General features: G+C 44.6%; 8 protein-coding genes. 4 read left to right on the plus strand and 4 right to left on the minus strand.

Features of this window, described 5'->3' with window-relative positions:
* The first annotated feature begins 10 nt into the window (after window positions 1-10).
* Both purL and R7Z47_RS15585 read left to right on the plus strand, forming a co-directional pair.
* Entirely contained in the window at window positions 11-3,904 is a 3,894-nt protein-coding gene (gene purL / locus R7Z47_RS15580; protein WP_213906113.1) for a phosphoribosylformylglycinamidine synthase, read from the plus strand.
* A gap of 295 nt (window positions 3,905-4,199) precedes the next feature.
* Entirely contained in the window at window positions 4,200-4,508 is a 309-nt protein-coding gene (locus R7Z47_RS15585; protein ID WP_025998700.1) for a DUF3622 domain-containing protein, read from the plus strand.
* A gap of 90 nt (window positions 4,509-4,598) precedes the next feature.
* Here the strand turns inward: R7Z47_RS15585 and R7Z47_RS15590 are convergent, their stop codons facing one another.
* From R7Z47_RS15590 to R7Z47_RS15600, 3 genes are all read right to left on the minus strand, one after another.
* Complete coding sequence (locus R7Z47_RS15590) at window positions 4,599-5,039, minus strand: hypothetical protein (protein ID WP_005381599.1); 441 nt, start codon at window positions 5,037-5,039, stop codon at window positions 4,599-4,601.
* A gap of 118 nt (window positions 5,040-5,157) precedes the next feature.
* Complete coding sequence (locus R7Z47_RS15595) at window positions 5,158-7,344, minus strand: TonB-dependent receptor domain-containing protein (RefSeq protein ID WP_053306531.1); 2,187 nt, start codon at window positions 7,342-7,344, stop codon at window positions 5,158-5,160.
* Between the two features lie 264 nt (window positions 7,345-7,608).
* Entirely contained in the window at window positions 7,609-8,676 is a 1,068-nt protein-coding gene (locus R7Z47_RS15600; RefSeq protein WP_222712424.1) for a succinylglutamate desuccinylase/aspartoacylase family protein, read from the minus strand.
* A gap of 330 nt (window positions 8,677-9,006) precedes the next feature.
* Between R7Z47_RS15600 and R7Z47_RS15605 the strand changes: the two genes are divergently transcribed.
* Window positions 9,007-9,546: a DUF3332 domain-containing protein gene (locus R7Z47_RS15605; protein WP_005381596.1), complete on the plus strand. Its 540-nt coding sequence runs from the start codon at window positions 9,007-9,009 to the stop codon at window positions 9,544-9,546.
* Window positions 9,547-9,610: 64 nt separating this feature from the next.
* On the opposite strand, the gene R7Z47_RS15610 is transcribed toward R7Z47_RS15605, so the two are convergent.
* The gene (locus tag R7Z47_RS15610; protein WP_042521203.1) at window positions 9,611-11,083 is read right to left on the minus strand and encodes an aminoacyl-histidine dipeptidase; all 1,473 of its coding nucleotides are present in this window, start codon (window positions 11,081-11,083) and stop codon (window positions 9,611-9,613) included.
* Window positions 11,084-12,106: 1,023 nt separating this feature from the next.
* On the opposite strand from R7Z47_RS15610, the gene R7Z47_RS15615 reads away from it, so the two are divergent.
* Window positions 12,107-13,396 carry an NCS2 family permease gene (locus R7Z47_RS15615; protein WP_005381592.1) on the plus strand — a complete coding sequence of 430 codons (1,290 nt, stop codon included), beginning with the start codon at window positions 12,107-12,109 and terminating at the stop codon, window positions 13,394-13,396.
* The last annotated feature ends 25 nt before the right edge of the window (window positions 13,397-13,421 follow it).

The following is a 13,421-nucleotide window of genomic DNA, read 5'->3' on the forward strand; positions in this document are numbered from 1 at the left end:
ACCTAAGCACATGAGAATTTTGCGTGGCTCCCCAGCTCTTTCTGAGTTTCGTGTTAATAAACTACTGGAACTTTGTCGTGAACAAGATCTGCCTGTAACTGGCATTTATGCCGAGTTTATGCACTTTGCCGATCTAAAGTCAGACCTTGATGACCAAGAGTTAGAAAAACTTGAAAAGTTACTAACTTACGGTCCAACCATCGAAGAGCATGAGCCTGAAGGTCTTCTACTTCTTGTCACGCCTCGTCCTGGCACTATCTCGCCTTGGTCTTCTAAATCTACCGATATCGCTGTTAACTGTGGCTTGGATAAAGTAAAACGTCTAGAGCGTGGTACGGCTTATTATGTCGAATCTTCAGTTGTTCTCTCAGAAGCTCAAGCTGACGCTGTTAAAGCGTTAATTCACGACCGCATGATGGAAACAGTATTCACAGAATTTGAAGCCGCATCAGCATTATTTACTGTTGCAGAGCCTAAGCCTGTCGCACATGTTGATATCTTAGCTGGCGGTCGTCTTGCGCTTGAAGAGGCAAACGTTTCCCTTGGCTTGGCACTCGCAGAAGATGAAATTGATTACTTGGTAGAGAACTTTACTAAGCTTGGGCGTAACCCAAACGACATTGAATTGATGATGTTTGCTCAGGCGAACTCAGAGCATTGTCGCCACAAAATTTTTAACGCAGATTGGACTATCGACGGGGTAGATCAACCTAAGTCTTTGTTCAAAATGATCAAAAACACTTTTGAAACGACACCTGACTATGTACTGTCTGCATACAAAGACAACGCAGCCGTTATGACAGGTTCTAAAGCGGGGCGTTTCTTCCCTGACCCTAAATCTCGTCAATACACGTACCACCATGAAGATACGCACATCTTGATGAAGGTAGAAACGCACAACCACCCAACGGCAATCTCTCCATGGCCGGGCGCATCGACTGGCTCAGGCGGTGAAATCCGTGACGAAGGCGCGACGGGTATCGGCGGTAAGCCAAAAGCGGGTCTGGTTGGTTTTACAACCTCTAACTTACGTATTCCTGGTTTTGAACAGCCATGGGAAACCGACTTCGGCAAGCCGGGTCGTATTGTAAATGCGTTAGACATCATGCTTGAAGGCCCTCTAGGAGGCGCGGCATTCAACAACGAATTTGGTCGTCCAAATCTATTGGGTTACTTCCGTACTTACGAAGAAAAAGTCACTTCTCATGCGGGTGAAGAAATTCGTGGTTACCACAAACCAATCATGATTGCTGGTGGTATGGGTAACATCCGCGATGAACACGTACAGAAGAAAGAGATCCCTGTGGGTGCGAGCCTAATCGTACTTGGTGGTCCGGCAATGAACATCGGTCTTGGTGGTGGTGCGGCATCTTCCATGGCATCTGGTCAGTCAGCAGAAGATCTGGACTTCGCTTCAGTACAGCGTGAAAACCCAGAGATGGAACGTCGCTGTCAGGAAGTGATCGACCGTTGTTGGCAGTTAGGCGACGACAACCCAATCGCATTTATCCACGATGTGGGTGCAGGCGGTATCTCTAACGCATTGCCTGAACTTGTCGACGACGGTGAGCGTGGCGGTAAGTTCCAATTACGCGATGTACCAAACGATGAGCCGGGCATGAGCCCACTGGAAATCTGGTGTAACGAATCACAGGAACGTTACGTTCTAGCGGTAGCGCCAGAAAACATGGAAGCATTCGACGCAATCTGTAAGCGTGAACGCGCACCGTATGCAGTGGTGGGTGTAGCAACAGAAGAGCGTCATCTAACGCTAGAAGATTCTCACTTCGACAATACGCCAATCGATATGCCAATGGATATCCTGCTTGGTAAGCCACCGAAGATGCACCGTGACGCAACCACACTAAAAGTGGAAAGCCCTGCCATTGTTCGTGATGGTATTGAGCTTAATGAAGCGGTGGATCGCGTACTTCGTCTTCCTGCTGTTGCAGAAAAAACATTCCTAATTACTATCGGTGACCGAACAGTAACGGGTCTGGTTGCTCGTGATCAAATGGTTGGCCCTTGGCAGGTACCAGTAGCAAACTGCGCAGTAACAGCGGCAAGCTACGACACTTACCATGGCGAAGCAATGTCGATGGGTGAGCGCACGCCAGTGGCATTACTAGACTTTGGAGCATCGGCTCGCCTAGCCGTTGGTGAGTCACTAACTAACATTGCGGCAACAGACATCGGTGATATTAAACACATTAAACTGTCTGCGAACTGGATGTCTCCAGCGGGTCACCCAGGTGAAGATGCGGGTCTTTACGAAGCAGTGAAAGCGGTTGGTGAAGAATTGTGTCCTGCTTTAGGTTTGACTATCCCAGTTGGTAAAGACTCCATGTCGATGAAAACCAAGTGGGAAGAAAACGGCGAGAGCAAAGAAGTCACATCTCCACTGTCGCTAGTTATCACGGCATTTGGTCGTGTGGAAGACGTACGTAAGACCGTGACTCCACAACTACGCACTGACAAAGGAAATACTTCTCTAGTTCTTGTTGACTTGGGTAACGGCAAAAACCGCTTAGGTGCGACAGCATTGGCACAAGTATACAAACAGCTGGGTGACAAACCTGCTGACGTAGATAATGCAGAGCAGCTAAAAGGCTTCTTTGATGCAATGCAAGCGTTAGTACGTGATGACAAGTTAGTGGCCTACCACGATAAAGGCGACGGCGGTCTGTTTGTTACACTGGCTGAGATGGCGTTCGCGGGTCACTGTGGCGTAAAAGCGAACATCGCAGAGCTGGGTGACGATGCGCTAGCCGTTCTATTTAACGAAGAGCTAGGTGCGGTTGTTCAAGTTAAGAATGATGATCTAGATTCAGTTCTATCTACTCTGGCGGCAAACGGCTTAGAGGCATGCTCACATGTGATTGGTTCTGTTGAAGCTTCAGACGACTTTGTTATCACTTCTGGTGATGCAGTTGTGCTTGAACGTTCACGTACCGAACTACGCGTTATCTGGGCTGAAACAACGCATAAGATGCAAGGTCTACGTGATAACCCAGCGTGTGCAGACCAAGAGCACGAAGCTAAGAAAGACAACTCTGACCCTGGTCTAAACGTTAAGCTCAGCTTCGACGTAAATGAAGACGTAGCAGCACCGTACATTGCGAAAGGTGCTAAACCTAAGATGGCAATTCTACGTGAGCAGGGCGTTAACTCCCACGTCGAAATGGCAGCAGCGTTTGACCGAGCTGGTTTTGAAGCAACCGACATCCATATGAGCGATATCCTAACAGGCCAAGCGGTACTGGATGAATACCATGGCCTAGTAGCTTGTGGTGGCTTCTCTTACGGCGACGTACTAGGTGCGGGTGAAGGTTGGGCTAAGTCTATCCTGTTTAACGCACAAGCTCGTGAACAGTTCCAAGCCTTCTTCAACCGTGAAGAGACGTTCTCTTTAGGTGTATGTAACGGTTGTCAGATGCTATCAAACCTGAAAGAGCTGATCCCAGGTGCAGACTTGTGGCCACGTTTTGTGCGCAACGAATCTGAGCGTTTTGAAGCGCGCTTTAGTCTAGTTGAAGTTCAGAAATCTGATTCTGTATTCTTCGACGGCATGGTTGGTTCGCGTATGCCAATCGCGGTTTCCCACGGAGAAGGGCGTGTAGAAGTACGTGATGCAGAGCACCTAGCAGCGATTGAAGCATCAGGTACGGTTGCGGTTCGTTACGTGGATAACCTCGGTAACCCAACACAACAATACCCGAACAACCCGAATGGTTCGCCAAACGCGATTACCGGTTTAACAACAGCAGATGGTCGCGTAACTATCATGATGCCTCACCCAGAGCGCGTATTCCGCACAGTTGCAAATTCTTGGGCTCCGGAAGGTTGGGGTGAAAATGGCGCTTGGATGCGTATGTTCCAAAATGCTCGTAAGAATATCGGTTAATTAACCAAAGGTTAATCTAGCTTAAGTAAAGCGTTGGTTGAGAGATCAGCGCTTTCTTTTTTCTTATCACTCTTTTTTCTTCGTCACTCTTTCTAGTGACTTGGCGAAACGTTGCTTTGTTCTGCCTCTTCTTTGTCATCTATTATCTAGCGTAAAAAACTTGCAGCGTTTAGATTACTTTTATGCTCTAATACCGCGCTTACCAAGGGATGGTGTTAAACAGCTCAGCTTAGATGGAGTTATCAAGTTGACCGAATCCCTGATTGATCCCTAAATCCCTTAGGAAATGAAAGAAATGTCTAAGAATCCAAAATTTGCTATCCGAGTCACTGAAAAACGTAACGGCTGGAGCGCAGAAATCACTCGCCAAGTGACATCTCGTAAGACTGTAGTATCAAAGCGTGAAACAGGCTTTGACAGCGAAGAGAAAGCACAAGCTTGGGCTGAACAAGAACTGGCTGGGTTTATCCAAAACCAAGTGGTTCGTAACGAGCGTAAAGCAGCGCAACGTCAAGAGCGTGAAGCAGAACAACTAGCGGCAAAAGTTCGTAAAGAAGAAGCCCGCAAAGCACGTGAAACCGAAGTAGACACTGACGAAGAATAAGTTTAAATCGGTGAGATGGTGACGTTACCCATCAAACAAATAGTGAAAATGCCCTGAGTTTTGTCTCAGGGCATTTTTTATTTATATCGGCTAAAAACAATCCGATGATACGGACAGGCTAAACGTGCCGTCTTCAGGGGCTGCAAATTGTTTATTGCCAGGAAGAAGGTGAGGGTTATTAGCATAAGTGCGATGTGTCGATTTGACCTTTGCAGAATGTCTTTCCGGTAAATCAAAGTGTTGTAAGCCGTCAGATAGATCGTTTGCTTCACCGTAGTCGAAATGTGTTGCGACGTCTTTGGGCTGCTTGGCGTAACGACAGTGATCCGGCTTACCATCTTCGTGCCAAGTTAAAGAGTTAGTTTTTGCATCTAGATTCAGGTTATTTGCTGTTGGCTGTGCGTAAAAATCTTCTGAAACTTGGTGCTTGCTTTGTTCTTGTAAGTAGTCTGCAATGTTCTCAGAAGCTTGCGCTAGGCTACCTACAGGGAAGAAGCAAATCAGAAGAAGCCGTGTTTTTAGATTGTTCATAATGTGTATGCAAGCAAAAGGAAATGATAATACTGATAAATAAAACGGCGTGCAATTATGGCCATTGGATACGATATAACAGGGCAGTTAATGTCTGCCCTGCATCTTTTAGGTATGGTTAGTATTGATAAGTGAGGTGCAGTTTGACTTCGCGACCAGGCGAAGGCACGCCATTAGATAGGTATGCTTCGTAGTAACGATCGGTTAAGTTTTTCACAACCGCGCCAACGCTCAAGCCTTCGACTTGTTGTATTTCCCAAACCACGTAAGCGTTTTGTAGCGTGTATTGCTCACTTGGCGATTTCACTTTTAAATTATTACCGCTTGCCTTGGTTTTGGTTTGCGCATCATACCAACGGACTTCCCAGCCCGTACGTAAACCAGGAATCCATTCGTAACCCAAACCCAGATTAATGTTTAATGGCGGTACATCAGGATGATCATCATCTGAACCTGTAGAGTCAGATAGGCTACCTTTGTTTTTGCCGCGAATGTAACTTGCTGAGAAATTACTGTAGAAATCTTCAATCCGGTATTGTGAAATTAGCTCAAAGCCATAGTTTTTAAAGCCATCTAGGTTTGTATTCCAGCTTTGTAACTCAGTAGTATTTTTGTCGAGGTTTTCGCCCGTTCGTATATCAACTGTGTCGCTAACATCGTTATAGAACATAGTTAACTCTGTTGCGAGGTTATCGCGAGAGTTCACCAGCCCTTCCGTTAAGTTGATAACGCTTGCTTGATAAGCATGGATACGAGACACGTCCAGATTCAAAGCAGTAGCCGTAGCGGTAGCTCGCGCATATTGCACTGAGTAGATGTTATCAACGGTTGGTGCTTTTAAAGCGTAGGCGTAGGAGGCGTTTAAACGCGTATTATTGCTCGCATCAAAGTCGATATCCAAACGTGGGCTAAAGCCTTTATGCGTCGTTTCACCGTAGTTATGTCCGGCAGCTGGATCATTATAATCCGGCGCTGCGTTCCCTTTTCCTTCACTCTTGATGTATTCGTAACGCAGAGAAGGTGTGATTGTTAGGCGGTCTGTTGCTTGATAGTGATCAGCAATGTAAGCGGCATAAATTGACTGCGTGCCAGATGGTTCGTAGTAAGGGGTGTACCAACCGTAGTTTTTCGCTTCATTACTGTCGTATGATGCGTTGAATACCAACGAGTCTCTATCGGTTTTTTGATATTGAAGCCCAGTGACTAGAGTGTGGTCTCCGAATTGCGCTTGGTTAAACACATCAACGTAGTCACGCTCGTAACTCAGCCATGACTCATGACCGTAACTGCCAACAGAAACGAACATTTTCTCGAATGCTACGTCAGGGCGAACCCAATGACGATCGTTTTCGGAACGTGCCATTTTGATATTGAAATCAATATACGGGTTAGTCGGCATGTAGTGGTAAGAGATGGTTGTGGTGTTGTCCGTGTATTTGTTATCGACGGTGTAAGCGTATTGGGCTTTTTCTAATGAGCCGTATTTCTTGATATTGTATTCGGTGATGTTAGGCATTTTTCCGCGGCGGTTAGCCCAAGGTTTACGACCTTCATCTTTGTAGCGAGTATGGCTAATTTCAAACTCGTGATCGTTATTTTCATAACCGACCTTTACGAGCATGTTTTCTTGCTCATAACCTGAGTAATCTAGCGTTTCACCACCTCCGACTTTAATGTCATCAGAATCTTTTACCGAGCCATTCGCTAGAAAATAAAAACCAGTATCGTTTTTACCATAGAGTGTTAGTGTGTAGGCGTTCTCATCGCCGTTGGTGTTGTATGCACTTGAGATGCGAGCACCAAAGTTTCTTTCGCCGTACAGGAGATCATCGACACTTTTGGTTTTAATGCGAATGGAGCCACCAAACTTCCCGTTGAGTGCTCGATAGTCGTGCGCGCCCTTGATAATTTCTGCTTCGCCAATTAAGAACGGATCAAAAAAGAAGGTACCGTAGCGGTATTGTTGAAAGCCAATTGGAGCGCCATCGACAAAGACGGCGATATCGCTTGGATCATCAAAACCACGAATGTTAATACGTTCGCCACCAGAACGACCGCCACCATCTATTGATGCACCGGGAACGGCATCGATCATTGAGGCAAAATTAGAGTACTGTTGCTCTTCAATCTCTGACCAATTAATGGTGGTTTGCGCAGGCTCAGCAATGGTAATAGGTTTGGCATAACGAACGCCTATGACTTCAAGCTCTTCATTTGGCGCTGTCTCGGCATATGAATAAAGAGGGAAGAGCAAAGCCAGTGAAATGAGATTTACTTTGAATGGATGACTTTTTAATCGTTTCATATTGATGATTTATAGTGTTTTTATGAAGCTCGGATTATAAGAACATTATTACGATTAATAAATGATAATGAGATTAATTATCAAATGTGTTTTTGCGATGGATTGTAAAGTTTTTTATCCATTCGTGGAAACTACGATAAGTATCGTTAGCTTACATAAAACAAAAAGCCCAGCATCATGGATGCTGAGCTTATTGGCTTTTAAACAAGATAGTGCGAGCACTGTTGCTCCTTTTGAGCTAATCAGGCGCCTACTTGGTAGGAATTACTGAGTTTCTAACGGTATCTGTCCGGTGGTCAGCGGCTCGGCATCGAATTCAGTGAGGCCTTCAATATAGCTTTCGACTGCTTGCTCTAAAGCATTATCACCTTGGTTAAAATAGGCAAGGTGGAAAATTGCATCGCCTTCGTTCACCAATGGTAATGTTTGTTGACCGATAACCAAACCACGCTTCGGGGCTTTTAGTTCTATCTCATCATGACCAAGAGGAGAGCTAATATAAGCGAGCGTTTCCCCCTGTTCTACTTTGTCTCCCAGATTAACGACAGTACGCAAAATGCCGTTACCTGACGCGCGAACCCAGCTGGTGGACTTCGCTATGATAGGCTCAGGCAGCTTTTTCCTGCTCGCACGCAACATACCAATGGCTTGCATTACGCGCCGAACCCCGAGTACACCAGCGCTTATCGAAAGTGGATCAAAGCGCAATGCTTCGCCAGCCTCGTAGGTGAGCACTGGAATATCACATTTTTCTGCTTCACTGCGTAAAGAGCCATCACGCAATGCTGAATCAACAATCACTGGCGTTGCAAATGCTTGAGCAATACGCAGAGTTTCTGGGTTGCTTAAGTTTGCGCGGATCTGTGGTAAGTTCGTGCGATGAATTGCCCCTGTGTGTAGATCCAAAATGTAGTCACAACGCTTGGCAATGTTGTTAAAGAACCCGTGTGCCATACGAGATGCAAGTGCGCCTTTTTCACTGCCAGGAAAGCAACGGTTGAGATCTCGTCGGTCGGGCAAGTAACGAGATTTATGGATGAAACCAAAAACGTTAACGATAGGTACTGCAATGACAGTGCCTTTCAGTTTTTGTGGTTCCAGTTGGTTAATGATCTGACGAACGATTTCTACGCCATTAAGCTCATCACCATGGATAGCGGCATTCACCATTAACACTGGTCCTTCTTGTTTCCCATGGATGATTTCCACAGGAATAGATAAAGGCGAATGTGTATATAGCTTCGCTGCTTCAAATTCGATCTCTAATCGTTGTCCTGGTTGTATTTGATGTCCTAAGAGCTCAAATACTTTGCTTTTTTTACTTCTGGCCATAAACCATCTCTGTCAAATGCGTCATCAGCAATGTAACAATTGCTGCAAAATCGCACTAATCATTCTCATTAAGGACACGACAAATTACTTTAATCGTCATGCGTGAAATTTTGGTATGTGTGAAGTTTTTGTTTTCAATATGATCTTTTCTATCAGTTTAATACATAACAAGCCATAGAGAAGAGAGCGCAATAATAGCCTTAAAAAATGTGACTGTATTAAAAATAATACTGTTCATGGAGGACAAAAAAACGGACTTTTAACCCTACTTTTTATCCGATAATATCCGCGCCGAATTTGAGGTTTCACACTTTCTAACTAGAGGTTTTGATGAAAAAGGCAATTGCTAAAATTGGTGCATTGACTGCGGTAGCAGTTTCACTTTCAGGTTGCGTAGGTAGTAATGCCGTGACAGGTTATGTCATGGGGTTTAACTTGAAAGCTGTTGACAACCGTTACGCTCGAGGTGGCCTAAATATGCTTTTAGCGCCTGTTTATGGTGTCGCGATCGCAGCGGATTATATCGTGTTTAACTCTCTAGAATTTTGGACGGGTAAGAACCCGTTAAATGGTAAGCCACATATCTTCGATACAAAGGTAGATACTTACATTGATGTAAACCACCAGTTAGATAAATCGTTAACGACGGCACCAATTGCACCATTAGCGGATAACCGTGTCATTGAGCAGGGGCGAATGCAGCAAATCGATGAGAACACTGTTCAAATGGATATTACTTACAGTAACGGTGAAAAGGCGACACTCATGGGTGTACGCGATGGTGAGTTTGTTACTTACTACATTGATGGTGAAGTTGCTGCACAAACCTCAATGGATGAGTTAGCCGCTTACGCGCAAAACCGTGTGTAGTTGGGTTCAACTAAACCAAAAAAAGGGTGCCGTATGGCACCCTTTGTCGTTTTTCGTGATTGAATTATGCTTTCTCTGGAATCGCTTCTAAAAGCGCGACCATCTGTTCCCAGTACAACTGAACAGTATCAATCTTCACTTTCTCATCTGGAGAGTGAGGGAATTTTATTGTTGGACCGAAAGAAACCATATCCATGTGTGGGTATGGTTCTTTAAATAGGCCACACTCAAGACCAGCATGGATGACCATGATGTTCGGCTTATGACCGTAAATGCCTTCATACATATCACGGAAAATTGCCATGATCTCGGAATCTGCATCTGGCTTCCAGCCAGGGTAAGCGCCTGAGAACTGAATTTGTGCGCCTGCTAGCTCAGTAATCGAGCGCAGCATGCTTTCCACTTGGCTACGGCCAGAGTCAATGAGAGAACGAATCAAGCAAAGCACGGTGACTTTATTTTCTTCTGTGCTGATCACACCAACGTTTAGAGAAGTTTCAACAACGCCTTCCACCTCATCACTCATACGGATTACGCCGTTTGGACAAGCGTTAAGTGCCGCAATGAATCGTTGCTGATCGGCGATTGAAAATACTTGCGCGTCAGTCGTGATCACTTCATTAAAGGTTACGATACCTGTTTCGATTTTACCCAATTCAGTTTTAAGCAGCTCAGTGTAGTGGTTGAACAGCTCAGCAAGCTTGTCTTGGTTTTCGACAGGAAGCGCGACAGTAACAAACGCTTCGCGAGGGATTGCATTACGTAAGCTACCACCACGGAATTCGACTAAACGTAAATCAAGCTCTTGAGCATGACCGGCAAGGAAACGACCAAGTAATTTGTTGGCATTACCGCGACCTGTGTGAATGTCACAACCTGAGTGACCACCTTTTAGGCCTTTCAGCGTCAGTTGGCGTGTTACAAAACCTGCAGGCGTTGATTCTCGAGAAATATCGAAAGTCATGGTGCCATCAACGCCACCTGCACAACCCATGTAGACTTCGCCTTCTTGTTCAGAGTCTGTATTTAGAAGAATCTCACCCTCTAACCAACCAGCTTCAAGGCCAAATGCGCCAGTCATGCCTGCTTCTTCATCAATCGTCAGCAGAACTTCGAGTGGACCGTGCTTAATATCTTTAGATGCCAATACAGCAAGGCAAGAAGCCATACCAATACCGTTATCTGCACCAAGCGTCGTGCCTTTCGCAGTTACCCATTCGCCATTGATGTAAGGTTGGATTGGATCTTTGGTGAAGTCGTGTTCAGTGTCTTCGTTTTTCTGCGGCACCATGTCGATGTGTGCTTGAAGTACAACAGCCTTCTTATTTTCCATTCCTGGTGTCGCGGGCTTTTTGATGAACACGTTACCGGTTGGATCACGGCGAACGTCAAAGCCTTGCTCTGTTGCCCAGTTGATAATGTACTGTGCTAATGCTTCTTCATGTTTCGATGGATGAGGGATAGAACAAATCTTATCGAAAAACTGCCAAAGTGGAGCAGGTGATAAGGTACTGATCTCAGAATGGAACTCAGACACGGATGACTCCTTTTGATGTGCTTTGCCAAATATATACCGTAAAAATATTATCAAGGTAGCATTAAATGCTATACGATTTGGCCTTCAAATTGCCGTTAGCATACCACCAGATAAAGAGTACGAGTAGTCGCGATCACAAGGATTTCTCTCAGAACTGTCACAGTTTGTGAATACAATAACAAGCACTATGTGTTCTCTATCATATATTCTGAAAGTGGCTTTATTTTTTAATTCATAAAATTGTAATTTAATTACACATAAACTTTGATAAAGGTCAATTTGTGCATTTTTTGTGATTCCAATCACTAAAATGCTTGTAATTAAATTTCTTGGTGGTATATTTGTAACCAGCTTCTGAGAGAAGAATGAAATGCTCAAAGGATGAGTCCGTTTTATCGCCTCCAAGGAACCGAGAAATCAACGAATGTTTAATTGATTTAAAAGGTGATAGTTATGAAAGGTTTACCAAGTACAATGTTCTGGAATAGCAAGTCTGTTTACACCGGTAACTTTGTATACCCAACAAGCTTTGGCTACTAAGTGAAGTCAACGCATGTGACTCGAACAGTTTGTTCACCCCTATAAATTGGAATTTTTTTTCAGTGATAGTGCTGACATGATTCACCGCCACCCAAATTGGGTGGCGTTTTTTTATCTCTATTTTCTCTTCCTGACTCACTTATTGCCATCAAAGCCTTCTTCTATTCCCCATTCTTCGGTTTTATCGACTTTTCCATCAAATCTGTTAGATACCATGTTTAAAATGGGCCTTTTTCATCTGAAAGTTTAGTACATTGCTCAGTTTTTATTCTCTTTTAGAGAACTGTGTTATCTGGGTTACCTATTGTTTTATAAGAATATATTTCTTTGCTTGCTATGATAGATTAGAGAATGTGTTTCATATCCAAAGAAAAAAAACGCATTAGAGTGAAGATTCTATCTAGAATTTGCTATTTGATAACTTTATAATTCCCGCCAATCGATTACGCAACCGTTTACTTTTTACCTTTACAGGATTCGATCATGCTCGAGAGGCTTTTTAAACTCAGTGAAAATGGCACAAATGTGCGCACTGAGATCATTGCAGGTGTTACGACCTTCCTAACTATGGCTTACATTATTTTTGTAAACCCAGCGATCCTGTCGGATACCGGTATGGACCGTGGCGCCATTTTTGTCGCGACTTGTCTTGCTGCCGCAATCGGCTGTTTTATCATGGGATTTGTTGCCAATTACCCAATCGCACAGGCACCAGGAATGGGCCTGAACGCATTTTTTACTTACTCTGTTGTATTGGGAATGGGTTATACGTGGCAAGTTGCGTTGGCGGCTGTATTTGTTTCTGGCCTTCTGTTCATTCTTTTAAGCGTATTTAAGATCCGTGAGTGGATTATTAACTCGATCCCGCATTCTCTACGAACAGGTATTTCAGCTGGTATTGGTCTTTTCTTAGCGTTTATCGCATTAAAAAATGCAGGTATCGTCGTTGATAACCCAGCGACATTAGTTTCTATGGGAGAGATCACATCATTGCCATCTGTATTGGCCGCGATTGGCTTCTTTCTTACGATTGCACTGGTTCACCGTGGTGTGAAAGGTGCGGTGATGATCGCCATTCTTGGCGTTACAGCGCTTGGTCTTCTATTTGGTGATGTGCAGTGGGGCGGTATTATGTCAACGCCACCAAGCATTGCGCCAACTTTCATGCAACTGGATTTCTCTGGTTTGTTTGAAGTAGGCATGATTTCCGTCGTATTTGCTTTCCTATTTGTCGATTTATTTGACACCGCAGGTACGCTCGTTGGCGTTTCTCAAAAAGCTGGTCTAACTGATGAGAATGGCAACATCCCTCGTTTAAACAAAGCGTTACTTGCAGACTCAACAGCAACGTCAGTAGGTGCATTACTTGGTACCTCCAACACGACATCTTATATTGAAAGCGTTTCTGGTGTAGCTGCGGGTGGGCGTACTGGTCTAACAGCCGTGGTTGTTGGTGTACTCTTCCTACTTGCTCTATTGTTCTCACCACTTGCGGGTATGATCCCTGCTTATGCAACGTCAGGTGCGCTATTCTATGTGGCGATCTTGATGCTGTCTGGGCTAGTAAGCATTGATTGGCGTGACCTAACTGAAGCGTCCCCAGTTGTTGTGACTTGTTTAGTTATGCCGCTAACATTCTCGATTGCAGAAGGTATCACGTTAGGCTTTATCGCATACGCGGCGATCAAGTTATTCAGCGGTAAGGGCCGTGAAGTGTCGATGAGTGTATGGGTGATGTCAGCCATCTTCATCGTTAAATACCTCGTCGGTTAATTTCTCGAGCAAAAAGCCAGTGTGG

The organism is Vibrio sp. 1641 (genome assembly GCF_033339995.1).
Lineage (GTDB): Bacteria > Pseudomonadota > Gammaproteobacteria > Enterobacterales > Vibrionaceae > Vibrio > Vibrio alginolyticus.